Annotated in this window: 23 protein-coding genes; 11 read left to right on the top strand and 12 right to left on the bottom strand. The window is 57.3% G+C overall.

Annotated features, from left to right (window positions below; all coding sequences use genetic code 11):
- Positions 1–4: 4 nt before the first annotated feature.
- Complete coding sequence (locus MWU55_RS00305) at positions 5–514, bottom strand: protein phosphatase (protein WP_246933647.1); 510 nt, start codon at positions 512–514, stop codon at positions 5–7.
- A gap of 108 nt (positions 515–622) precedes the next feature.
- On the opposite strand from MWU55_RS00305, the gene MWU55_RS00300 reads away from it, so the two are divergent.
- The 3 genes from MWU55_RS00300 (at position 623) to recR (ending at position 3,407) form a co-directional block, all read left to right on the top strand.
- Positions 623–2,392, top strand: coding sequence for a DNA polymerase III subunit gamma/tau (locus MWU55_RS00300; RefSeq protein WP_246933646.1), 1,770 nt, complete (start codon positions 623–625; stop codon positions 2,390–2,392).
- 67 nt (positions 2,393–2,459) lie between these two features.
- Entirely contained in the window at positions 2,460–2,804 is a 345-nt protein-coding gene (locus MWU55_RS00295) for a YbaB/EbfC family nucleoid-associated protein (RefSeq protein WP_246933644.1), read from the top strand.
- 6 nt (positions 2,805–2,810) lie between these two features.
- Positions 2,811–3,407, top strand: a complete 597-nt coding sequence (recR, locus tag MWU55_RS00290) for a recombination mediator RecR (protein ID WP_246933643.1) — start codon at positions 2,811–2,813, stop codon at positions 3,405–3,407.
- A gap of 22 nt (positions 3,408–3,429) precedes the next feature.
- On the opposite strand, the gene MWU55_RS00285 is transcribed toward recR, so the two are convergent.
- The 4 genes from MWU55_RS00285 to argH all read right to left on the bottom strand — a co-directional run bounded on the left by MWU55_RS00285 (position 3,430) and on the right by argH (position 9,153).
- Positions 3,430–5,973 carry a TIGR02302 family protein gene (locus MWU55_RS00285; RefSeq protein ID WP_246933641.1) on the bottom strand — a complete coding sequence of 848 codons (2,544 nt, stop codon included), beginning with the start codon at positions 5,971–5,973 and terminating at the stop codon, positions 3,430–3,432.
- 16 nt (positions 5,974–5,989) lie between these two features.
- Complete coding sequence (gene lysA / locus MWU55_RS00280) at positions 5,990–7,255, bottom strand: diaminopimelate decarboxylase (RefSeq protein ID WP_246933639.1); 1,266 nt, start codon at positions 7,253–7,255, stop codon at positions 5,990–5,992.
- Between the two features lie 64 nt (positions 7,256–7,319).
- Positions 7,320–7,646, bottom strand: a complete 327-nt coding sequence (locus tag MWU55_RS00275; protein ID WP_246933637.1) for a DUF2834 domain-containing protein — start codon at positions 7,644–7,646, stop codon at positions 7,320–7,322.
- Between the two features lie 109 nt (positions 7,647–7,755).
- Complete coding sequence (gene argH, locus MWU55_RS00270) at positions 7,756–9,153, bottom strand: argininosuccinate lyase (protein WP_246933635.1); 1,398 nt, start codon at positions 9,151–9,153, stop codon at positions 7,756–7,758.
- A gap of 169 nt (positions 9,154–9,322) precedes the next feature.
- Between argH and MWU55_RS00265 the strand changes: the two genes are divergently transcribed.
- On the top strand, positions 9,323–10,525 hold the full coding sequence (locus MWU55_RS00265; protein WP_246933633.1) for a lytic murein transglycosylase: 1,203 nt from the start codon (positions 9,323–9,325) through the stop codon (positions 10,523–10,525).
- Here the strand turns inward: MWU55_RS00265 and MWU55_RS00260 are convergent.
- Entirely contained in the window at positions 10,522–11,106 is a 585-nt protein-coding gene (locus tag MWU55_RS00260; protein ID WP_246933728.1) for a DNA-3-methyladenine glycosylase I, read from the bottom strand. The genes MWU55_RS00265 and MWU55_RS00260 overlap by 4 nt on opposite strands.
- A gap of 190 nt (positions 11,107–11,296) precedes the next feature.
- On the opposite strand from MWU55_RS00260, the gene MWU55_RS00255 reads away from it, so the two are divergent.
- From MWU55_RS00255 to MWU55_RS00235, 5 genes are all read left to right on the top strand, one after another.
- Positions 11,297–12,046, top strand: a complete 750-nt coding sequence (locus MWU55_RS00255; RefSeq protein WP_246933726.1) for an EAL domain-containing protein — start codon at positions 11,297–11,299, stop codon at positions 12,044–12,046.
- 158 nt (positions 12,047–12,204) lie between these two features.
- On the top strand, positions 12,205–13,380 hold the full coding sequence (locus MWU55_RS00250; RefSeq protein WP_246933631.1) for an acetyl-CoA C-acetyltransferase: 1,176 nt from the start codon (positions 12,205–12,207) through the stop codon (positions 13,378–13,380).
- A gap of 183 nt (positions 13,381–13,563) precedes the next feature.
- Positions 13,564–14,286, top strand: a complete 723-nt coding sequence (gene phbB / locus MWU55_RS00245) for an acetoacetyl-CoA reductase (protein ID WP_142851893.1) — start codon at positions 13,564–13,566, stop codon at positions 14,284–14,286.
- Positions 14,287–14,582: 296 nt separating this feature from the next.
- Entirely contained in the window at positions 14,583–15,524 is a 942-nt protein-coding gene (locus MWU55_RS00240) for a transcriptional regulator GcvA (protein WP_246933629.1), read from the top strand.
- Positions 15,521–16,396 carry an EamA family transporter gene (locus MWU55_RS00235; protein ID WP_246933627.1) on the top strand — a complete coding sequence of 292 codons (876 nt, stop codon included), beginning with the start codon at positions 15,521–15,523 and terminating at the stop codon, positions 16,394–16,396. The genes MWU55_RS00240 and MWU55_RS00235 overlap by 4 nt, the downstream gene beginning before the upstream one ends.
- A 14-nt stretch (positions 16,397–16,410) precedes the next feature.
- Here the strand turns inward: MWU55_RS00235 and MWU55_RS00230 are convergent, their stop codons facing one another.
- The 3 genes from MWU55_RS00230 to MWU55_RS00220 all read right to left on the bottom strand — a co-directional run bounded on the left by MWU55_RS00230 (position 16,411) and on the right by MWU55_RS00220 (position 17,694).
- The gene (locus tag MWU55_RS00230) at positions 16,411–16,578 is read right to left on the bottom strand and encodes a DUF465 domain-containing protein (protein ID WP_246933625.1); all 168 of its coding nucleotides are present in this window, start codon (positions 16,576–16,578) and stop codon (positions 16,411–16,413) included.
- Between the two features lie 136 nt (positions 16,579–16,714).
- Positions 16,715–17,470, bottom strand: a complete 756-nt coding sequence (locus MWU55_RS00225) for a methyltransferase (RefSeq protein ID WP_246933624.1) — start codon at positions 17,468–17,470, stop codon at positions 16,715–16,717.
- A gap of 8 nt (positions 17,471–17,478) precedes the next feature.
- Entirely contained in the window at positions 17,479–17,694 is a 216-nt protein-coding gene (locus tag MWU55_RS00220; RefSeq protein WP_246933724.1) for a DUF2007 domain-containing protein, read from the bottom strand.
- 59 nt (positions 17,695–17,753) lie between these two features.
- Between MWU55_RS00220 and MWU55_RS00215 the strand changes: the two genes are divergently transcribed.
- Positions 17,754–18,749: a polyprenyl synthetase family protein gene (locus tag MWU55_RS00215; RefSeq protein ID WP_246933622.1), complete on the top strand. Its 996-nt coding sequence runs from the start codon at positions 17,754–17,756 to the stop codon at positions 18,747–18,749.
- 95 nt (positions 18,750–18,844) lie between these two features.
- Here MWU55_RS00215 and MWU55_RS00210 read toward each other — a convergent pair whose 3' ends face one another.
- The 3 genes from MWU55_RS00210 to MWU55_RS00200 all read right to left on the bottom strand — a co-directional run bounded on the left by MWU55_RS00210 (position 18,845) and on the right by MWU55_RS00200 (position 23,163).
- Positions 18,845–19,675, bottom strand: a complete 831-nt coding sequence (locus MWU55_RS00210) for a 4-(cytidine 5'-diphospho)-2-C-methyl-D-erythritol kinase (protein ID WP_246933621.1) — start codon at positions 19,673–19,675, stop codon at positions 18,845–18,847.
- Positions 19,672–21,393 (bottom strand): tetratricopeptide repeat protein, encoded by a 1,722-nt coding sequence (locus MWU55_RS00205; RefSeq protein WP_246933620.1) that lies wholly within the window; start codon positions 21,391–21,393, stop codon positions 19,672–19,674. Before MWU55_RS00205 ends, MWU55_RS00210 begins: the two co-directional genes overlap by 4 nt.
- 117 nt (positions 21,394–21,510) lie before the next feature.
- On the bottom strand, positions 21,511–23,163 hold the full coding sequence (locus tag MWU55_RS00200) for an electron transfer flavoprotein-ubiquinone oxidoreductase (protein ID WP_246933619.1): 1,653 nt from the start codon (positions 23,161–23,163) through the stop codon (positions 21,511–21,513).
- Between the two features lie 300 nt (positions 23,164–23,463).
- Between MWU55_RS00200 and greA the strand changes: the two genes are divergently transcribed.
- Complete coding sequence (greA, locus tag MWU55_RS00195; RefSeq protein WP_246933618.1) at positions 23,464–23,934, top strand: transcription elongation factor GreA; 471 nt, start codon at positions 23,464–23,466, stop codon at positions 23,932–23,934.
- Positions 23,935–23,936: the final 2 nt, after the last annotated feature.

Here is a 23,936-nt window from a genome sequence, read left to right as displayed (position 1 = left end):
TTTTTTACGGTTGCGAGGTCGTCGCGGCGTCGGCCATGCTTGCCCAAAGCTCTTGCGCGTTGGTTTCCACTGCGCAAGGGCGCACTGCACGCAACCGGGCCAGCGCTTGATCGGGGGCCTCCCCCAGTTCGCACATCAGTCTGAGAAGGGCCATGCCCGAACGCCCGCAGCCGCCTTTGCAATGGGCCAGAACTTTGCCGCCGCGATCCAGAACATCACGTGCTTCTTGTGAAATGCCTGGCCAGACCGTAGCGATCTTATCCGATGGCGCACCGAAATCTCGAATTGGTAGGTGATGCCAAATCACGCCACTCGAATGCAGGTCTTCACCCATTTGGCCTGCACCATAGCTGTCCATTTCACCCTGCGTGGTCATGGACAGGACCATGTCGGGACCCCATTGAATCAGCGTTTCAAGGTCTTCGCGATAATCGCCGCTTCGGCCGGGCAGAGGACATATGCCCAGTGTTCCGTTCCCGGCGGTCAGTGTGGCGATGGGAAATAGCGGTTCCATATGCAGGACCTAGCACGAGTAACACCGCGAACCAATTGGCTTTCGGTAGACGTCGCGCCGACATCGCCTTAGTCTGACCCGGACACGAATCCGGCCCGAAGGCTTTCCATGACCGACACCCAGACCGACGCGCCCGCCTATCAGGTATTGGCGCGCAAATACCGCCCCGAGACTTTCGCCGATCTGGTCGGGCAAGAGGCGATGGTACGCACGCTGAAAAACGCGTTCGAGGCGGACCGGATTGCGCAAGCGTTCGTAATGACGGGCATTCGTGGGGTCGGTAAGACGACGACTGCACGCATCATCGCCAAAGGCATGAACTGCATCGGCCCGGACGGGCAGGGCGGTCCAACGGTCGAACCTTGCGGCGAGTGCGAGCATTGCGTGGCGATTGCCGAAGGACGCCACGTGGACGTGATGGAGATGGACGCTGCATCCCGTACGGGCGTTGGCGACATCCGCGAGATTATCGAAAGCGTGCACTACCGGGCGGCCTCGGCCCGCTATAAGATCTATATCATCGATGAGGTTCACATGCTGTCGACCAGTGCGTTCAACGCGCTGCTGAAGACGCTGGAAGAACCCCCTGCGCACGTGAAATTCATCTTCGCCACTACCGAAATTCGCAAGGTTCCGGTGACGGTTCTGTCCCGTTGTCAGCGCTTTGACCTACGCCGGATCGAACCGGAAGACATGTTGGCCATGCTGCGCCGGATTGCCGATGCAGAAGGGGCCGAGATTGCGGATGACGCACTGGCTTTGATCACACGGGCCGCTGAAGGGTCTGCCCGTGATGCGCAGTCTTTGTTGGATCAGGCGATTTCCCACGGCGCTGGTGAAACCACTGCCGATCAAGTGCGCGCCATGCTGGGGCTTGCGGACCGTGGCCGGGTACTCGACCTGTTTGACATGATCCTGAAGGGCGACGCTGCAGGTGCACTGACTGAACTTGGCGCGCAATATGCCGACGGGGCAGACCCAATGGCGGTTCTGCGTGATTTGGCCGAGGTTTCGCACTGGGTCAGCGTCATCAAGATTACGCCCGAAGCGGTTGAGGATCCGACGGTCTCGCCAGACGAACGCACACGTGGACAGCAAATGGCGCAGGCTTTGCCGATGCGCGTTTTGGCGCGGATGTGGCAGATGCTTCTAACCTCAATCGAGGAAGTTGGCCGTGCGCCCAACGCGATGATGGCGGCTGAAATGGCCGTTATTCGCCTGACGCATGTGGCCGATCTGCCCTCGCCCGAGGAACTGGTGCGCAAATTGAAGGACGCTCCTGTGCCGCCCGCAGGACCATCCGGTCCGGGTGGCGGCGGTGGGATGCCTGCCGGAGGCGGAGCCACCGCAGGCGCTCCTGCCATGTCGACGCAATCCATGCCCTCAGGCCCAAGTGGCGGTGCCACTGCCTTGGCAGTTGCAACGGATGCCGAAACCTCGTTGGCGCGCTATGCGCGGTTTGAAGATGTGGTCGAGCTAATCCGTACCAATCGGGATGTGAAGCTGCTGGTTGAGGTCGAAGGAGGCGTGCGTCTGGCCGCTTACCAGCCGGGCCGTATCGAATTCACCCCATCTGATTCCGCCCCGCAGGATTTGGCAGCCCGCTTGGCGCAGCGTCTGCACGGTTGGACGGGCGTGCGCTGGGGCGTGACATTGGTGAATGGTTGCGAGGCCGCGACCATCACCGAAACCCGCGATGGTGAAAAGCTAGCGCTGGAAGAAGAGGCCCGCGCCCACCCTCTGGTGCAAGCCGTTCTTGCGACTTTCCCAAAGGCGCAAATCTCCGAGATCCGGTCGGCCGAAGATATGGTACAAGAAGCCGCTGAAGAAGGCCTGGCGGAAGTCGAAGACGAATGGGACCCGTTCGAAGAAGACTAACCCGCATCTTGTATCGCGCGGCTGCCGCCCGTATCTAATTCCCAAGTTGAAACAGTAGGAGCATCAGATGTTCAAGGGTTTGGGTGGTCTTGGCGATATGGCCGGGATGATGAAAAAAGCGCAGGAAATGCAGACCAAGATGGCCGAGCTGCAAGAAAGCCTCGAGACCATGACCGTGGTCGGTGAAAGCGGCGCAGGCTTGGTCAAAGCCACTGCCACCGCCAAGGGCGTTCTGACAAGCCTTGATATCAATCCGACCATTTTCAATCCGGATGAAAAGGAAGTGGTGGAAGATTTGATCCTCGCCGCCATCAAGGATGCACAATCCAAAGCGCAAGCCCGTTCGGAAAGTGAAATGTCCCGTCTGACCGAAGAATTGGGTTTGCCCAAAGACATGAACCTGCCGTTCTGATCCCGGATGAGTGAAGCCCCGCGTGACATCGAAAACCTGATTGAGCTTATGGCGAAAATGCCGGGGCTGGGGCCTCGGTCCGCGCGTCGGGCTGTGCTTTACTTGATCCGAAAGCGGGCGCTTGTTTTGACGCCTTTGGCCGATGCGATGCAAGCCGTGGCCGAAACAGCGCGTGAATGCGTGATCTGTGGCAATGTCTCGACCACAGATCGTTGTGATATTTGCACCTCGGAAAAACGCTCTACCGGAGAGATCTGTGTGGTCGAGGATGTCGCCGACCTTTGGGCGATGGAACGCGCTGGCCTTTTCAAGGGGCGTTACCATGTTTTGGGCGGGACGTTGTCGGCGCTAGATGCCGTAGGGCCAGAAGACCTTGGCATTCCACGCCTGATCCAGCGCGTGGTGGATGAAGAGGTCACCGAGGTGATCCTTGCATTAAACGCCACGGTCGATGGGCAAACCACGGCGCATTACATCGCAGAAGAACTGGAAGACAGATGTCTGGTTTCTTCGCTGGCGCAAGGTGTGCCAATTGGCGGGGAGCTGGATTATCTGGATGAAGGGACGATTTCTGCGGCATTGGCTGCGCGCAAGCGGATGTAGCCCATAGGGCATTCCGCGTGGATCAGAACTGATCCAACAGCCGCTTTAGATAATCACGCTCCAATTCCGGCCTGTCAGGCTCGCCTGACCGGCGGCGGAGTTCCTGCATCAGCTCTTCGGCGCGGCGATAGGTTTCCTCGGTGTCGCCCAGCGGATTGTCGGTGGCGTTTGCGCCGCGATTGCCAGTTTGGTTGCGCCCCAATGGGTCTTGATTGCCCGCGTTCTGGCTTTCCCCAGGATTGCCACCTTGTTCGCCCTCTTGCCGGGCTTGTTCGTTGGCCATGGCCTCGTCAAAGCGGCGCAGCCCTTCACGCATTGCTTCCATTGCGTCGGCTTGCTGGTTAAGGGCTTCGGGAATGTCGCCTTGTTCAAGCGCATCTGCGGCTTCGCCCATCGCGCGCCCAGCCTCGTCCAATGCGTCGCGCGCGGCTTGACCGGACGGATCGCCTGCACCGGGCAAATTACGTCTTTGGGCATTCAGTTGGTTCTGCAATGCACGCTGTTGGCCCGCCAAATCGCCACCCTGTTGCCCAGAGGGGTCATCTTGTGCCCCGCCGTCGCCAGAGTTGCCCTGTTCACCGCCAGAACCAACATGACTTTGCCCCCGACCCTGACCGCCATCGCGCCCTTCGTTGTCTTGGTTTTCACCGGCTTGCGATCCTTGGCCTTGTTCTTGCAGGTCACGAAAGGCTTGGTCGGAAAGCCCTTGTTGCTGACGCATGGTTTCGCGCAGTTCTTCACGCGCTTGTTCGCCGGGTTGCTGGCTTTCACCGCCTTGCGCCATTTGCATGTTTTCCATCATCTGCCGCATCTGGTCGAGCATCTGCATTGCCTCATCCTGACGGCCTTCGCGCATCAGCTCTTCGATCCGGTCCATCATTTCGTCCAGATCAGACTGGCTAAGCTCGATCATGTTTTCACTTTGCGGAGCGTTTGGATCGTCTTCACGGGGCTGCTGTTGGGCCAGTTGATCCAAGTAGTCACGCGTTGCCTCGCGGAACTCCTCCATCAGTTCAGCCAGCTCTTCAGGCGTGGCCCCGTCTTGCATGGCCTGCTCAAGGCGGCGTTGCGCTTCGCGCATGCGGTCGCGTGCGTCATCCAACTGGCCGTCTTCCAGTTCCACAGCGACATCCCAAAGCACCTGTGCAACTTCGTCACGCAGATCGCTGGGCATTCCCTCTGATGTCTCGCCAAAGGCCACCCCGGCTTCAATCCGCCGGATGGCACCTCGCAGCTGCAAGTAAAGTCCTTCAGGCAGGGACAGGTCTTCGGGATGGAAAAGTGTGGCGCGTAGTATCTGCGCAACCCGGCGGGCGTTGGCACGATTCCATAACAAGTCGCGTCTTTGCTCGATCAAGGCCTTTGCAACGGGATTAAGGAAACGGCGCGCGGGCAGAATCATGGGGAACGGCGCACTTTCACCGAACTGGCCAGCACCATCCTGGGCCTGCAATGTCAGGGTGATGGGCAGGCCTGCAAGCGGATGTTCCACAAGCGTTTCTTGCAAGCTTCCTTCGACCAGTGTGCGTGCGCCCCGATAGGGAAGTGGCAGGTCGACGGTCAGGTCATCGCGCGGCTCTGGATCGATGGTCAGCCCGTGTTCACGTGAAACCTGATCCAGCGCCAGTTCCATGATGACTTCGCCATTTGTCAGGCCGTAATCATCCGTGGCGACAAAGCCGAGTGTGAACTCTCCACTTAGCTGACGGGTTAGCGGTCCAGTCGTGCGAATTTCCGGCGGTGCATCATCGATTGCCGTGATGGACCAGCTGCGCGGATATGGTCCGGCAATCGAAAGGAAGCCGCCTTTTTCAATTTGCTGACTGATGCTTGGAGTATTGCCCACAGGCGCCTTCAGGATTGAACCTTCAAATGCCAGCGCGTGCAGGTCTCCATAGTGTCGCAGGGTTAGACGGCTGCCCTTGGGAACAGCCAACGTTCCATCCGGCTGGTCCCCTAAATAGAGGCTTGGTTGCCCGGTATAAGAAGGCGGCTCGATCCAGCCTTCCCAGCTGGCGGCTGCGATAGCGGCCGATGCTTCGCCAGACCCAAGTGGAGATGTTGTTCGCCAGGTTCCAAACCCAAGTGCCATAACCGCGGCTGTCACGGCGATTAGCCGCAAAGCATATGGGTCTTTCGGAGCCACACGAAGGTTAGGGGCAACAGGTGCTACCTTCTCCAATCGCTTCACCATTCGGTGTTGGTGAGCGTGCCACAACTCGGACGAGGCCGGATCATCCAACCCGGTTGCCTGATCGTCACTGATGGCGGAAATGGGGTGGCCGGGCAGGCTGTCATCAAGCCGACGCAGGGCATAATCCGATTGTGGCCAATCAAACCGCCGTGCGGCGAAGGCAAGGGCAACCAGCGCAGCAATTGCCAGAAGGACACGGGGAACGAACCCTTGAAGTCCGCCAAATCCCGCAAGCGCGACACCAACCAGCAACACCGTTGCCAACGGCCATGCTGCTTGCCAGAGCCGCTCCAATACCATCCCGCCCCTTGTCAGCGCCAAGGGCCATGCAAGGCGCTTTCGCGCCCCGTCGGGTAGGTTGGGCCGGGTCACCGGACCCGTGGAAGTATCACAGCCATTCTGGAATGGTATCGCGTCCCAGCATCTCTTCATAGGTGGGACGTGCGCGGATGACAGCATATTGATCGCCCATCACCAGTACTTCGGGGATCAAAGGGCGCGAGTTGTACTCGGACGCCATCACCGCGCCGTATGCCCCAGCGGACCGGAAGGCGATCAGGTCATCTGGTTTCAAGCTGTCCAAATCACGGCCTTTGGCGAAGGTGTCGCCAGTTTCGCAAATCGGACCGACAATGTCATAACGCGACTTTTCCTCGCCGGGGGCGTTTTCAACCACCGGGATGATATCGTGATGTGCTTCGTACATGGCAGGACGCACAAGGTCGTTCATCGCGGCGTCGACGATCAGGAAATCCTGCCCTTCGCCCTCTTTCACATAGATGACCGAGGTGACCATGATCCCTGCATTGCCGGATACCAGACGGCCCGGCTCGATCTCGATTTCGCAACCCAAATGCCCGACGGTTTCCTTGACCATCTGCCCATATTCGATGGGCAAGGGCGGCGCTTCGTTTGAACGTTCGTAAGGGATGCCCAAACCGCCGCCCAAATCCAGACGCGTGATGTCGTGCCCGTCTGCGCGCAGCGCTTCGGTCAGCTCGGCGACCTTTTGATAGGCTTGGCGGAAGGGTTCGAGCTCGGTCAGCTGCGAGCCGATGTGCACGTCGATGCCGACGGCTTTCAGGCCGGGCAGGGATGCGATTTCTGCATAGACCTCGCGCGCGCGAGTGATGGGAATGCCGAACTTGTTTTCCGATTTCCCGGTCGATATCTTCGCGTGCGTTTTCGCATCCACATCCGGGTTCACGCGCACGGTGACTGGGGCTACGACACCCATTTCGGTGGCGACTTCTGACAGAACTCGCATTTCCGGTTCGCTTTCCAAATTGAACTGGCGGATGCCGTCGGTCAGCGCCAGACGCATTTCTTCGCGCGTTTTGCCGACGCCGGAGAATACGATGCGGTCGCCCGGCACACCAGCAGCAATCGCGCGGCGGTATTCGCCACCCGAGACCACATCCATGCCGGCACCCATCTCGCCCAACAGCTTCAGGACCGCGAGGTTCGAGTTCGATTTCACTGCGAAACACACAAGGTGATCCGCCCAGCCAAGCGCCTCGTTGAACAGGCCAATGTGACGTTTCAGCGTCGCGGCGGAATAGACATAGAAGGGCGTGCCAACTTCTGCGGCGATCTCTTGGATCGACACATCTTCGGCATGCAAAACACCGTCTTGGTAAAGGAAATGGTCCATCTTGGGCCTCATCTGTCAGCGCTTTCAGGATGCCCTAAAGGAAGCGGACCGCGCTGGCAATTGCCTAGACGGGTCGGGAGCGCAGGAAAAGATAAAGTGGAAGCCCGCAACTGACGCCGATCAGGAACGTTGCCGGGATGGCCCAAAGCGCTGGCCAGTTCCGGTTGGCCAACGTTTCGATTACAATCCAGATCGTCAAAGCGATGGCTGAGAAGAGCAGGTCCATACCCAGACCCTTGGTGGCCAGATTTGCACCCCACGCGGTATAAAGCGCCTGAAGTTCCAGCCCGTTTTGGGCGAAGAACGCGATGAAATAGGCATAGGGCGCGATGGCACCAATAACTGCAAGCACAAGATAGAGCTTGCGCACGGAGGGGCTGGTCGCGCTCAACCGCTTGCCTCTTGTGCGGCGACGTCTTCGGGGCTGCCAGGGCGAATGGGTTCTCCGTCCGCGCCACAGGCAGCAAGGCCCAAGATTGCGGTGATCAGAAATGCGCGGATCATGCCAGCACCTCTTTCCAGCGAGCGATCTGTTTGCGCACTTCGCTGGGCGCAGTGCCGCCATAGCTGGTGCGTGACGCGACCGAGTTGTGGACACCCAGCACGCCGAAGACTTCCTCGGTGATTTGTGCGTTTACCGACTGCATGTCCTCTAGAGACAAGTCAGGCAGGTCGCAGCCACGGTTCTCGGCCATTGCAACAAGTGATCCGGTCACGTGGTGGGCATCGCGGAACGGCATGTTCAGCGCACGCACGCACCAGTCGGCCAGATCGGTCGCGGTTGAAAAGCCGGATGAGGCCGCGGCTTCAAGGCTTTCGGTGTTTGCGGTCATGTCCGAAACCATCCCGGTCATCGCGGCCAGAGCCAGCATCAGGTTGTCAGCAGCGTCAAAGACTTGTTCTTTGTCTTCCTGCATGTCCTTAGAATAGGTCAGCGGAAGACCCTTCATCACAGTCATGAGCCCGATATTAGCGCCCATGATCCGGCCGATTTTGGCGCGGATCAGCTCGGCGGCATCGGGGTTGCGCTTTTGCGGCATGATCGATGAACCAGTCGACCATTTGTCCGACATGCGTACGAAACGGAACTGAGCAGAGGACCAGATCACCAGCTCCTCGGCGAAGCGTGACAGGTGCATGGCACAGATGGTGGCTGACGACAGAAACTCCAATGCGAAATCGCGATCCGCCACAGCATCCAGCGAGTTCGCGGCCGGGCGATCAAAGCCAAGTGCTTCTGCGGTCATGTGGCGATCAATTGGGAACGAGGTCCCCGCCAGCGCCGCTGCTCCCAATGGGCTTTCGTTCATCCGGGCACGTGCATCGCGGAAGCGCGACATGTCACGGCCAAACATCTCGACATAGGCCATCATGTGGTGGCCCCATGTGACTGGCTGTGCGGTTTGCAGGTGAGTGAAGCCGGGCATGACCCAATCGGCACCGGCCTCGGCCTGACCCAGAAGAGCGCGGATTAGAGCATCTAACCCGGAAATGGCGGCGTCCATCTGATCGCGAACCCAAAGGCGGAAATCCGTGGCGACCTGATCATTGCGCGACCGGCCGGTGTGCAAGCGTCCAGCGGGTTCGCCGACGATCTCTTTCAGCCGAGCCTCTACATTCATGTGGATGTCTTCCAGCGCGGTCGAGAAGGCGAAGTCTCCCGCTTCAATCTCGGCCAGCACCGTCAGCAGGCCTTCACGAATGACCTTTGCATCCTCGTCGGTAATTACGCCCGTTGCAGCCAGCATGGCAGCGTGCGCGCGTGAGCCTTCGATGTCCTGTCGCGCCATGCGCTGATCATAGCCGATCGAGGCGTTGATCGCTTCCATGATCGCATCGGGACCAGCCGAGAAGCGGCCGCCCCACATTTCATTCGCGGATTTCGTGTCGTCGCTCATGATCTGCCTTTCAGGACTTAGTACTGTTCCCGCATGCTATACGCGGCCCGGGGCAAGGGTGCAATTGCCCCTGCACGGCATGGATTTGCCGATCGCGGCAGTTTGCCTTTGAGCCACGCCGCCCGGCCCCTAGAGTGAACTGCGCGAATAGCCGTGAACAGGAGCCCGCATGCCCCAATCATCAGCCCAATTTGATCGCAGAGCAGCCATGTCTTTAATGGCTGTCGCTGCTGTTGCACCAGGGAAGGTGCTGGCAGACAGTGGCTTTGCTGGTTGGCTGACAGAGTTCTCGGCCAAAGCGCGCGCGACCGGAGTCAGCAACGAGGCTTTGAAGGCTCTAGGAAAAGCGAAGTTCTTGTCTTCGGTGATCAAGTCCGACCGACGCCCCGCTGAAACCGCGCGCAGTTTGCAGGACTATATCAAGTCGGCGGCGTCCCCTCAGCGCATCAAAGGTGGTCAAATCGTACTGTCGCGATACCCGACGCTTTTGCGGAAGATTGAGCGCAAATATGGCGTTCCAAAAGAAGTTATCGTTGCGATCTGGGGTATGGAAAGCAGCTTTGGTGCAGTGCGTGGGTCCACACCCGTTTTGTCCACTTTGGCGACGCTTGCCTATGAAGGTCGGCGACGGGACTTGTTCGAAGCCGAGCTTATTGCGGCACTTCAGATCCTGTCATCGGGCGATGTATCCCCATCGCGCATGAATGGGTCATATGCAGGTGCTATGGGACATACCCAGTTCATGCCCAGCTCTTATTTAATCCATGCCGAGGACTTCAACCGGGATGGTGCGCGCGACATCTGGTCAGACGATCCAACGGACGCGCTGGCCTCGACCGCCGCCTATCTGCAGGCTAAGGGATGGCAGCAGGGTCAGCCTTGGGCAATCGAAGCACTTTTGCCCAAGGGATTTGATCTGGCGCTGACGGGGCGGGTCTACACGCGCCGTTTGCGAGACTGGGGAAAGCTTGGCGTCACGGATGTGAAGGGACGTGCTTATTCTGGGTCGGAAAGTGGTGCGTTGATTTTGCCAGCGGGACCCACTGGGCCTATCTTCATGATCTTCCAGAACTTTCATGTGCTCAAAACTTACAACTACGCAGACAGTTATGTGATTGGCGTGGGGCATTTGTCTGATCGTTTGGCCGGTGGTCGCACGATCCAGGCAAGCTATCCCAAAAAGCCGTGGGGTATGAGCGCCAAGGAACGACAAGCGTTGCAAAAACGATTGAACGATCTTGGCTTCAAAGCCGGACGACCTGACGGTGTCATCGGCGAAAAAGGCCGCGCCGCCATTCGCGCCTATGAACAATCGCAAGGGATGCCCGTGACAGGCGTACCCAGTACCCAACTTCTGGCCGGGCTTCTTTAAACCTGATCGTGGCGGTGGCAGCTGACCAAATGGTTGTTGAAAAGCCCGCTGGCCTCCATCCACGCGTAGACGATGGTTGGCCCACAGAATTTGAACCCCGCTTTCTTCAGATCTTTTGAAATCTGTGTGGACAAAGGAGACATAGTTGGCACGTCCTCTTGTGTCTCGTACTTGCCATTCAAAGGCGCCCCGTCGACATATCCCCACATCATGTCACGAAACGCATCGGCCCCACCCAGATCCAGATAAGCCTTTGCATTGGTGATTGTGGCGGCGATTTTTCCGCGGTGGCGAATAATTCCCCTATCTAGAAGCAAACGTTCAACCTCGGCGTCACCCCAAGTTGCGATACGCTCCGGATCGAAGCCTTCGAATGCAGCGCGAAAGTTATCTCGCTTTTTAAGGATTGTGAGCCAGCTCAGCCCGGCCTGAAATCCGTCAAGGATCAGCTTTTCCCAAAGCGCGCGCCCATCCCATTCGGGAACGCCCCACTCAAGGTCATGATATTCCTGATAAATCGGCTCAGAAGAACACCAAGGGCAGCGGTGCAGGTCAGGCCCAGCAGGCGTGGAAGAGGTCATAATGGTCGATCCCATCGAATTTTAAGCAATTTGTCCAATTTACCTATCGTTAGCATAGATTCGCCACAGATGGGCTTGTGTCAGCAAAGGCGAGGCTATGTTTAACTTCGGAAACAAAACAGCACCAGATGGGCCTGCAGGCGATGGCGGCACCGGACCAGCGGGGGATCCCCTTAGCTCGGCTATCGGAATGCGCGACAAAGATGCCATTGGCCTTGTCCGCGAAGCGCTGCGTAAAAAACGTGTCAGGCTTGCGTTTCAGCCGGTGGTTCAAACCACACAGCCCGATCGCCGCGCGTTCTTCGAGGGGCTTGTTCGCGTTCTTGATCGAAATGGCCGGGTGATTCCCGCAAAAGACTTCATCGATGCAGTCGAGGATCAGGAACTTGGGCGCATGCTGGACGCTTTGGCGCTGGAAAAGGGACTTGAGGCGCTGCAGGCCGAACCGAACCTGAGGCTGTCGATAAACATGTCCGCTCGCTCAATCGGATACCCGGGTTGGAAGAAGGTGCTCGACCGCGGGCTTGAGGATGATCCGCATCTTGGGGAACGTCTTATTCTTGAGATTACTGAGCGTACAGCGATCACCATGCCAGAACTGGTTCAGGTCTTCATGGCCGAAATGCAGGGGCATGGGATCAGCTTCGCCCTTGATGACTTTGGGGCAGGCTATACATCCTTCAAATATCTTAAGGATTTCTATTTCGACATCATCAAGATCGACGGCGAATTTATCCGGGGAATCCACTGCGATCCTGACAACCAGATCCTTACGCAGGCACTTGTGTCGGTCGCGCGGCATTTCGATATGTTCACCGTCGCCGAAAGCGTTGAAAGCGCCGAGGATGCTGCATTTCTAACGCAGATTGGGGTGGATTGCATGCAAGGATACTACTTCGGAGTTCCGACGCTTGATCCCTATTGGCGGAGGGCGGCATAGGCCCCCAAATTGGATCGATTCAACCTCCAAGCTTGATTTTCTCTGCAATGCAGCACAGGATGCGCCCAGCAATGAACTTGCGGTAAACTGGCTGTTTCGGAAACATCCGAAGCATCCTGACTGCCGCAACTCGTCAGTCTGGAGGAAAAGGAAGCATCATGACCAATGTCGTAATCGTATCGGCTGCACGGACCGCAGTCGGCAGTTTCTCGGGGTCGTTCGCAAATACCCCGGCCCATGATCTGGGTGCCGCTGTTTTGGCTGAAATCGTCGCCCGCGCTGGTATCGACCCGTCCGAGGTCAGCGAGACCATCTTGGGTCAGGTGCTTCAGGCTGGTCAGGGTCAAAACCCAGCGCGTCAGGCCCACATCAATGCGGGCTACGCCAAAGAAGCTTCGGCTTGGGGTATTAACCAAGTTTGTGGTTCTGGTCTGCGCACCGTTGCGTTGGGTGCACAGCACGTACAGCTGGGCGACGCAGCGATCGTTGCGGCTGGCGGACAAGAGAATATGACCCTTAGCCCCCATGTGGCGCATCTGCGTGCTGGCCACAAAATGGGCGATATGAAATTCATCGACTGCATGATCAAAGATGGTCTGTGGGATGCCTTCAACGGCTACCACATGGGCCAGACAGCCGAGAACGTTGCCGAGCAGTGGCAGATCACCCGCGAGATGCAGGATGAATTCGCCGTCGCCTCGCAAAATAAGGCGGAAGCCGCCCAGAAAGCTGGCAAATTTGCTGACGAAATCGTGCCCTTCACAGTGAAAACACGCAAGGGTGAGATCGTCGTGGATCAAGACGAATACATCCGTCACGGTGCCACCATGGAAGCTATGCAGAAGCTGCGCCCGGCCTTCACCAAAGAGGGTTCCGTCACCGCCGCGAATGCCTCGGGCATCAACGATGGCGCAGCTGCCGTGCTGCTGATGTCGGCTGATGAGGCCGAGAAACGCGGGCTAGAGCCGCTGGCACGTATCGCGTCCTACGCGACCGCTGGTCTGGACCCCTCGATCATGGGTGTCGGCCCAATTCACGCCTCAGGCAAAGCTTTGGATAAGGCTGGTTGGAAAGCTCAGGATCTGGATTTGGTCGAGGCCAACGAAGCCTTCGCCGCGCAGGCTTGCGCCGTGAACAAGGATATGGATTGGAACCCGGACGTGGTGAACGTCAACGGCGGTGCTATCGCCATTGGTCACCCCATCGGCGCCTCGGGTTGTCGTATCCTGAATACGCTTCTGTTCGAGATGAAACGCCGCGACGCCAAGAAGGGTCTTGCAACCCTCTGCATCGGCGGCGGTATGGGCGTGGCCATGTGCCTTGAGCGTCCATAAGCTTGCAGATATCGATTTAAAAGGCGCCTTCGGGCGCCTTTTTCGTTATGGTTTTTGTCGCGATCTTGTCGCAACTGCAAAATAAACTCTGCATTGCGGCAAAATGTTTGCGCAATAATATTGCGCAAGTTATATTGAAAATGTAACAGAGTTTCAGACCAAAGATTCGAGATGGAGGAATACATGGCCCGAGTAGCACTTGTCACCGGAGGTTCGCGCGGTATTGGCGCATCAATTTCGAAGGCGCTGAAAGCCGAAGGGTACGAGGTCGCAGCGACCTATGCCGGCAACGAAGAGAAAGCCGCAGCCTTCACAGCCGAGACCGGCATCAAAACCTACAAGTGGAATGTCGGCAGCTACGAGGAAAGCCAAGCCGGCATTGCGCAGGTCGAAGCGGACCTTGGCCCGGTTGACGTGGTGGTTGCCAACGCTGGAATCACCCGCGATGCCCCGTTCCATAAAATGACACCTGAACAGTGGCAGGAAGTCATCGACACGAACCTTACAGGCGTGTTCAACACCGTTCACCCGATCTGGCCCGGCATGCGTGAACGCAAGTTTGGCCGCATCATCGTGATCAGCTCGATCAACGGTCAGAAGGGCCAGTTTGCTCAGGTGAACTATGCCGCGACCAAGGCTGGCGATCTGGGCATCGTGAAGTCGCTTGCACAAGAAGGCGCGCGCGCTGGCATCACCGCCAACGCAATCTGCCCGGGCTACATCGCAACAGAAATGGTTATGGCGATCCCGGAAAAAGTACGTGATTCGATTGTTGCAGGTATCCCGGCAGGACGTCTGGGCGAGCCGGAAGAGATTGCGCGCTGCGTGACCTTCCTGGCGTCCGACGATGCGGGCTTCATCAACGGCTCGACCATTTCAGCCAATGGTGCGCAGTTCTTCGTCTAGTCACGCAGGACAATCACAATTCAGGGGCTGGCCGGTTTGGTCAGCCCTTTTTGTTTTTGCGGTGGGAAGCATACTTGCCAGAACGCTGCCCGCCCATTTAACCGCAACTTTAAATGCCTGGGCACGTTCTGCGTGCGCGCGATCAAACGCGGCGCGCTGATCGGGTTGTGTGGTGGCTGTTTCCAGCATGTCGTCGCTCCTATTAAGCTTTGTTTGCTTGTTTTGAATGTGGTCTATTGATTGCTAAGAGACAAACGAGACTTTCAAAGGTTTCAGATAAGTGATATTTAACTGAAATGAGTGATCGTTTGCCCCCCCTGACAGCGTTGCGCGCCTTTGATGCTGCGGCACGCCACATGTCGTTTCAGAAAGCTGCGGCGGAACTGAATGTGACACCTGCGGCGTTGTCGTTTCAGATTAAGTCACTTGAGGATCACTTCGGTGCCCCGCTGTTTCTGAGATTAAATCGCGCGGTCGAGCTGACAGAAGCCGGGCGCATTCTTGCTCCGGGGGCAGCGGACGGATTTGAGACCCTCACAACCGCGTGGCGTGCGGCGCGGCGCAGTCAGGACAGCAACACGCTTACTGTGACCGCCGGTCCCGCGTTCACGTCTAAGTGGCTCGCACCGCGTCTTTATGCCTTTGCGCAGGACCACCCTGAGATCGAGCTGCGCTTCGCAGCGGGTTTGAAATTTGTTGATCTGAATCGGGATGAGGTCGATGTCGCCATTCGCTTTGGCTATGGGCCGGATGACGGGCTGTATTCGCATCCGCTTGCAAGTGAATGGCTGACCCCGGTCATGTTGCCGTCGATGGCCGAAAAGTACCCTGACCCCAAAGATCTGTTGTCCGCCCCGTTGATCCACAACACGTCAGATGACTTTCTGAACCCACCCTGTGACTGGCCAGCATGGTTGCGCGTTGCTGGGGTAAAAGGCACGCCGCGTGTCACGTCTGTGTTCTCACAGCCCGATCACGCGCTGGATGCCGCCATGGCCGGGGTAGGGATTGTGCTGGGGCGCCGGGCCTTCGTCATCAAGTATCTTGCTGAAGGGCGACTTGTTGCACCCTATGGGCTTGCCCTATCAACGAAGGCGCGGTTCCGTTTTTTATGTCGTACCGGCCAAGAGAACCGTCCAGCGATAGCGGCCTTTCGCGAATGGGTGCTTGCCGAGATTGAAAAGAACACGCATGTATCCGAAAGCTTGAGAATTGTTTCGCCTGAGGAGGCTACATGACGCGGAAAACAGCCACACTTATCGGATTCATTGCCGTTCTTTTGTGGTCTCTGTTGGCGTTGTTCACCGTCGGTACGGATCCGGTCCCACCGTTTCAGCTTTCGGCGATGACCTTCCTAATCGGCGGTGTGCTCGGCGTGATTTGGATCGCAGCGACCGAAGGGCTTGGTGTGCTTCGTACCGTCAGTTGGCGGGTCTATGCATTCGGGACAATTGGGCTTTTTGGCTATCATGCGCTTTATTTTTCGGCCTTACGTATGGCGCCTGCGGCCGAAGCCGGACTGATCGCCTATCTGTGGCCATTGTTCATCGTGCTGTTTTCCGGGCTGCTGCCAGGAGAAAGCCTGCGTCCGATGCATGTATTCGGGGCGCTGGTTTCTTTTGCCGGGGCAGCGTTGATTGTGTTGGGGGGTGCGCAAGGTTTTGAAGCCAGCGCGCTACCAGGTTTTGCGCTGGCATTTCTGTGTGCACTGACATGGTCTGGATACTCGGTTCTGTCGCGGCGCTTGGGGAACACACCTACCGCTTCGGTTGTGGTGTTCTGTCTGGCCACTGCCGCCCTGTCCACCGGCGCGCATATTCTGTGGGAAGACACTGTCTGGCCCAATGGCGCACTTGGCTGGGCGTCAGTCGCCGGGCTTGGATTGGGTCCGGTTGGGCTTGCGTTTTATGTGTGGGACGTGGGTGTGAAACGTGGCGACATACAACTGCTGGGCGTCGCCAGCTATGGGGCGCCTCTTTTGTCTACGCTTGTGTTGATCATTGCGGGTGTCGCAGAGCCACACCCGTCTTTGCTCATCGCGGGCGTGCTGATCACGGCAGGTGCATTGATGGCGGCGCGGGCCAGTGCTGGTGCGACTGACCAGCCCTGACCCTGCCGATTCTATCAGGCCTCAGTCAGGCGTTCGATTTCTTCCTTGAGCTTAAGCTTTTGCTTTTTCAGTTCGGTAATCTCGGCATCACTGGTGCCGGGCGCGCGCTGGATTGCTTCGACTTTTTCCGAGAGGACCTCGTGTTTCCTGCGCAGCTCTTCTAGATGCGAACTCATGCTCATGGCGATCCTCCTGTTGGTTTAAAGAATACCAAGAGTGCAGCACATATTTGTCGGGTTGTCACGAAAACGTTGCAAAACTCTGCGGGGAATTGCCGTCGTGGTTGCGTGAACCTTACCCGACTGGATGGTCCAGCCTTCAGGTCAAAGGCAGGGATGCCCCGTCGCGTAAGATAGACTGTACTGTCTTTGTGTAGTGATCCCGGTCGGCGGGGTGTTCGTCCCCTTCATGCAGGATCAAAGGCGCGGCCAGACGAAACGCACCGCGACCGCCCTTGCGGGCCTGCATCAAGATCAACTTGGCTGGACGTCCCGTGCGTGGTGACAAAGGCTGTATAATGACCGAGCCTAAACGATCATCAAGCGCTTGCAGCACATCCGGGAGCCGTTCAGCGGACTGGATGAGGGTCAGGTACCCGCGTGGTTTCAGCCGGCGTGTGGCCTGATCTATCCAGACTGACAGCGGTGTTTCTTCCCCAAGCGCTTGTTCGCGCGTCTCATCCGGGGACATGCTGCCCCGCGATCGATCGAAATAGGGTGGGTTCATAATCACGTGATCGAAGCTATGGGCGCGAAGGGCCTCGGGCATCTGCTCAAGATCCCCGACATGAACCGCCATCGGCACGTCGTTAGCTTCGGCATTCTGTTGCGCAAGTTTGGCATAGCTTTCCTGCCGCTCGATCCCATGCAGATCCAAACCCGAAACGCGTGTTCCCAGACACAAGGATGCTGCCCCGACACCGCAGCCAAGCTCCAACACTGATTGCCCTGAACGTGCAGGTACGGCACTAGCGAGAAAAACCGGATCAACGCCCGCCCGATATCCGTCTTTGGGCTGGGACAACACCAGCTGCCCACCTAGAAAGTCATCTTGCGTCAGTTCACCTTGCGACATCCGCTTTCCTAGCTTTCAAATGCGATGTCATGATCGCGCAAGATAGCCTGAGCCATGAACAAATCCTGATCACGCACCATAAGGCGGCGCGGCAATATGCCAATGCTTCCTTCCAGCGCACTCATATGGACGTCCATGGCAAAGCAAGCTATATCCTCGCCTGCAAGAAGGGCGGTTACGAAGGGGATCGTGGTTGGATCCGTGGTCCTGAGAAGCTCTTTCATGCTTTCGGACATAAGGGCAACCTCGCCCGTTTGTCGAGCCGGTTGACGGGAAGGTGAAGATGCTGATCGAAGCTGCACATAAACCCCACGAACGTTTGGGCCAGCATTTGGCCGACGATCTGGAGGCTGTGAACACTCTGATTCGCGAACGGATGGCGTCAAAACACGCCCCGCGTATTCCCGAGGTGACAGCACATTTGGTTGATGCGGGCGGGAAACGTCTGCGCCCAATGCTAACCTTGGCGGCGGCTCGGCTTTGTGGCTATGACGGCCCCTATCACATCCATTTGGCCGCTACGGTCGAGTTCATTCACACCGCGACGCTGCTGCATGATGATGTGGTGGATGAAAGCGGTCAGCGGCGCGGACGTCCGACGGCGAATCTTCTTTGGGACAACAAATCAAGCGTTCTGGTGGGCGACTATCTGTTTTCGCGTTCGTTCCAGTTGATGACCGATACCGGGTCGCTCGATGTGCTGCGTATCCTGTCCAATGCCTCTGCCACGATTGCAGAGGGCGAAGTGCTTCAGCTAACCGCCGCGCAAGACTTGGCCACGGACGAAGACGTCTATCGCCAGGTTGTCCGCGGTAAAACCGCCGCGCTGTTTTCTGCGGCGACCGAGGTCGGTGGCGTGATTGCAGATGCACCCGCTGAACAGGTGCAGGCGCTGTTTGATTATGGCGATGCGTTGGGAGTTTCGTTCCAGATTGTTGATGACCTTCTGGATTACTGGGGCGGTGATGCCACGGGTAAAAACATCGGTGACGATTTCCGCGAGCGTAAGCTGACGCTTCCGGTGATCAAGGCGGTTGCCAAGGCTGATGACGAAGAACGCGCCTTCTGGATCCGTACGATCGAAAAAGGTCGGCAGGAAGAGGGTGATCTAGAACACGCGCTGGTGCTATTGAACAAACACGGCGCGCTTAAGGATACACGGGCCGAGGCCATTGCTTGGGCGGACAAAGCCAAAGCGGCGCTGACCGCTCTACCAGACGCTCCCATCCGCCATATGATGCATGACATCGCAGATTACGTTGTGGCGCGCCTGAACTAAGCACGCACTTTCTTGTTGAAAATATCCTGGGGTGAATGCGTATAGGCAGTGGGGCAACGCCCCGTACAGGTTCACGAAGTGAGCCGCCGATCGCCTTAGGATAAGCTCGCAGCTTCCACCCACCAGCCGGGCTGTGCTTGTGTCAAAGCTGCCGCACTCGCGTGCGCCTCGGCCTCAGTTTCGAACAGCGCAAAACACGTCGCCCCGGACCCCGACATACGTGTAAGCCGTGCGCCGTCCAGTGCGGACAAGGCGGTCAGAACCTCTTGAATCACGGGTGCGTGCGCGATGGCTGGAGTTTCCAGATCATTTCGTTGTGTGGCCAGCCAGTCGATAAACGCCGCAGTTTTCATACCCTGAGGTATCTTCTTAGGCATGGGTGAGTTCTGTTTGTCTTCGAGGGCTTTGAAAACCTCCGGCGTCGGTACGTCTACGCCCGGATTTGCCAGAACCGCAAACAATCGGGGCAAGCCGGGGCAGGGCATCACATCGTCGCCAATCCCTCTCATACGAGCAGCTTGCCTTAGAAGACACACACGGACATCTGCGCCAAGATCGGCCACGCCTTCAGGAAGCCGTGTGTCACCGACTATGTCTGATAGTGCCAGGATTGTTGCGGCAGCGTCCGAGCTGCCTCCTCCGATACCCGCAGCGGCGGGCAGGTGCTTTGACAGGATGATGTGAACGGGAAGACTGAAAAGATCCGCAGCGCGAGCGACAAGATTGCGTCCGTCCGTGGGAACGCCTTCGGCGCGTGGGCCAATCACTTCCAAACGGTTCTTCTCAGCTGGTATGACTGTAATGCGGTCGCCAACATCGGCGAAAACAACAAGGCTGTCCAGAAGGTGATATCCATCGTTCCTTTGACCTGTCACATGCAGAGTCAGGTTCACCTTGGCAGGGGCGAAAAACTTGGCAATGCTCATTCCGAGGCGTGCAGGGGGTCAGCCCCTTCTTCGTCCAGCACCACGTCCAACCCAACCTCAAGCTTGCGGCGGATGCGGTCCGGATCAATCTCGGTCAGATCGGTATCGTCTGTGATGAAGCTCAGCGCGCGGCTCCACTGGAATTCGGCTTCGCGTTCGCGGCCGACGGCCCAGTAAGTGTCGCCCAGATGGTCGTTTAGAATCGGGTCAATTGGCTCAAGTTCGACCGCGCGTTCCATTTTCTGAACGGCTTCGTCATAGCGACCAAGGCGATACAGAACCCAACCCAGACTATCGACGATGTAACCGCGATCAGGGCGCGCGGCGACCGCACGTTCGATCATATCCAACGCTTCGTCCATTTTTTCACGCCGTTCCACCAACGAATAACCTAAGTAATTCAACACAGTGGGTTGCTCGGGACTTAACTCCAACGCTTTGCGGAAATCAGTCTCGGCTGCGGTCCAGTCGTTCAGCTTGTGGGCCGCAATGGCACGCTGAAAATAGGTAGGCCATTGCGTGGCCAAGTCGACCTCAAACTGCTTGATGACAGTGTCGTAAGCATCGCGTGCTTCACTATAGCGGTCCTGTTGCATCAGTGTGTCACCAAGCGCGACACGGAAACGCAGCGTGCCGGGAAACGTCTCGGCCAAAGTTCGCAGCTCACCTGCGGCTTCCTCTAACCTATCTGCGCGTCGCAGCACATCTGTCCTGCCCAAGGCCGCATGTTGGTAGGCAAAACTGTCCTGCGGCACGCGGCCATAGGTCTCGATTGCCAGATCAAGGTGTCCCATTTGTTCAAGGATTTGTGCCGACAGGATCAAAACACCTGCATGGTTCGGGGCAAGATGTTCAGCCACACGATTGTAAAGCAGAACGCCGGTTTGATCACCCTCAGGGCCAACTGTTTCTGCAACCGCAAAGAGAAGCTCTGCAATTCCGTCGCGGGGGGCCCGGATAATGTCGAACTCAAGCGTTTTTCCGGCCTCAAGATCCGCGATGATCTGGTCGACTTCGGGATCAGTCATGCCGGATTGGGCGCTTTTCATCAGCTCAATCGCATCTTCCTGACGATCGCTTTGGCTAAGGGCTTGGACATGAGCAAACAGGCCTGAACGGTTCAGGTTAAGTTCGCCTTCCTCTCCGCCCAAAATGCTTGCGGCCCCTTCAAAGTCTCCGACATATGCCAGAGCGAGGGCTTTTTGATACAGCGTGAACCCAAGGCTTGCGTCCTCTTTGCCAAGGGCTTCGAAGATTTTCAGCGCGTCGGACATTTTACCTTGTCCGATTCTGATCCAGGCTTGGATCATCTGGTCAATCATCGGCGCGATTGAAACCCTATCGCCGACAAGTCCAGATGCGGTTTCCCAATCATCATTCGTCAGGGCATCCCCCAAAAGAACCAAGGCCGCGATCTGATTGTCTTCGCTCACTGCGCTTAAGCGACGTGCATAAGGTACTGCATCATCCAGCTTGCCCAGCGCGACCTGCGCTACGATCAAGCCTTCCATGACGTCCAGGTTTTCGGGATCTTCCGCAATGGCACGGGTGCCGTAGTCGACCATTTCAGGAAAGTTGCGGTTCAGATCAGCATGCCGCGCAGCAAGATAGGCGCCAGCCGCATTGTCTGCATAGGCTGCGGTTCCCACGGCGCAATGTGCAGCCAGAAGGGCAGGAATAGCAAAGCGGCGAACCGCAGAAGTCTTAAGGCTAAACAAGGGCAGAGATTCCTTTTGTCGCCGCAGGTTTTCAGAAACCTAGTGTGCCTGACCGTCGAAAACAATGAGGGGCAGCACATGGCCACCCCTGATTGTAGAATTGTTGATCACACAAGATCACATGTTCGGATAGTTCGGTCCGTCGCCACCCTGCGGAACCGTCCAGGCGATATTCTGGCTTGGGTCTTTGATGTCGCAGGTTTTGCAATGCACGCAGTTCTGGAAGTTGATGACAAAGCGCGGGTCTTTGCCGTCTTCCTCGACCACTTCATAGACACCTGCCGGGCAGTAGCGCTGTGCAGGTTCTGCGAACTCGGGCAGGTTGACCGAGATCGGAAGATCCGGATTGCCTAGCTTCAGGTGGCAGGGCTGGCTTTCTTCGTGGTTGGTGGCCGCGAAAGAAACGTTGGTTAGCCGGTCAAAGGACAGCGTGCCATCAGGTTTCGGATAATCGATTTCCGGATAGTCCGCGGCCTTGCCTGTGGCTTGCGCGTCGTTTTTACCGTGTTTCACGGTACCAAAAGGCGAGAACTTGAAGATCGATTGGACCCACATATCAAAGCCACCCAGCATCAGGGATGCCGTTAGGCCAAACTTCGACCACAGCGGTTTCACGTTGCGAACCTTCTTCAAGTCTCTCGCAACTTCGCCGGTGCGCAGTTCTTCTTCGTAGTCGTTCAACTCATCCCCCGAACGACCCGCTTTCAGGGCTTTAACAGCCGCGTCAGCCGCAGCGATGCCCGACAACATGGCGTTGTGATTGCCTTTGATGCGCGGCACGTTGACCAGACCGACTGAGCAGCCCAGAAGCGCCCCACCGGGGAACGAGGCTTTCGGCATCGACTGATAGCCACCTTCGGTGATCGCACGTGCGCCGTAAGCCACGCGTTTACCGCCTTCCAGAAGTTTCGCAATTTCGGGGTGATGCTTGAAGCGTTGGAATTCCATGTAAGGATACAGGTGCGGGTTCTTGTAGTTCAGGTGAACCACGAAGCCGACATACACTTGGTTGTTTTCCAAGTGATAGATGAACGAACCGCCACCTGCATTTTTGCCCAATGGCCAGCCCATCGTGTGGGTTACGGTGCCCTCACGGTGCTTGGCTGGGTCGATCTCCCAGATCTCTTTCATACCAAGGCCGAATTTCTGAGCGTCGCGGCCAGCCTGAAGGTCGTATTTACCAATGATCTCTTTTGCGAGCGACCCGCGCACGCCTTCTGAGATGAAGACGTATTTGCCGTGCAGCTCCATGCCCGGTTCGGTGTTTTCACCGATGGATCCGTCAGCTTCCAAGCCGAAGACGCCAGCCACAACGCCCTTTACTTCGCCGTTGTCACCGTAGACTAGTTCGGAGGCAGCCATGCCCGGGAAGATTTCTACGCCAAGTGCCTCGGCCTGTTCGGCCATCCACCGGCAGACATTCGCCATTGAAACGATGTAGTTACCGTGGTTGTTCATCAGCGGCGGCATCGGCCAGTTAGGTACACGCAGGTGACCCGCTGGACCGAGGATAAGGAAGTTGTCTTTCTTGACCTCGGTCTTGATCGGCGCGCCTTTTTCCTTCCAGTCGGGGATCAGCTTATCAAGCCCACAAGTGTCCAGAACGGCTCCGGACAGGATATGTGCACCAACTTCCGATCCTTTCTCCAGAACCACGACCTCTAGATCTGGATCCTGTTGTTTCAGTCGAATTGCTGCCGACAGGCCTGCCGGGCCTGCGCCCACGATAACCACGTCGTATTCCATGCTTTCGCGTTCGATGTCGCTCATAATCTTTTCCCCGGATGGTCCGTTTCGCAAGATCGTTAGCTTGGCGCGGAAGGCGGGTCAATCAAGACACGACGTTTGGACGTAAGGTTTCCGACAAAATTGTCGAACTAAGGCGATGTTTGCGCTGACTCCCTCAGCTTCTATCGAAAATGGGCGCCTTTTGGGGATCCAACCACGAAGGCAAACAAGAGCGTTGCAAATCGTGGCAGATTGCTAGATTTTCGACCCGACCGAGCCGCAATGAAAACACGTCCCCGCAGTCTTGGTGCTGCGCGAGGCGACAAAAGATGAACAGGTTTGATGGAAAAGATACCTTTGACCCGCGCGGGCCACACCGCGCTAAATGACGAGTTGAAGCAGCTCAAGACTGTTGAACGCCCCGCGATTATCGAGGCGATCGCCTCGGCGCGTGAATTGGGTGACCTGAAAGAAAACGCTGAATACCATTCGGCACGGGAAAAACAGGGGTTTATCGAAGGCCGCATCAAAGAGCTTGAGGGTATCTTGTCGCTTGCAGAAGTGATCGATCCGGCCAACATGTCTGGCACGGTTAAGTTCTCGGCCACCGTAACCATCGTTGATGAAGATACGGATGAAGAAAAAACCTATCAGATCGTGGGCGAGCCGGAAGCAGATATCGAAAGCGGCAAGCTTAATATCAAGTCACCCCTTGCACGTGCCCTGATCGGCAAAGAAGAAGGCGACAGCGTAGAAGTGCGCACGCCGGGTGGCGAAAAAGCATATGAAATCCTGAACATCGACTGGATCTGATC

Source organism: Aliiroseovarius sp. F20344 (assembly GCF_023016155.1).
Lineage (GTDB): Bacteria > Pseudomonadota > Alphaproteobacteria > Rhodobacterales > Rhodobacteraceae > Aliiroseovarius.
Note: the sequence above shows the minus strand (reverse complement) of the source record. Positions and strands in the feature narration are given on the sequence as shown.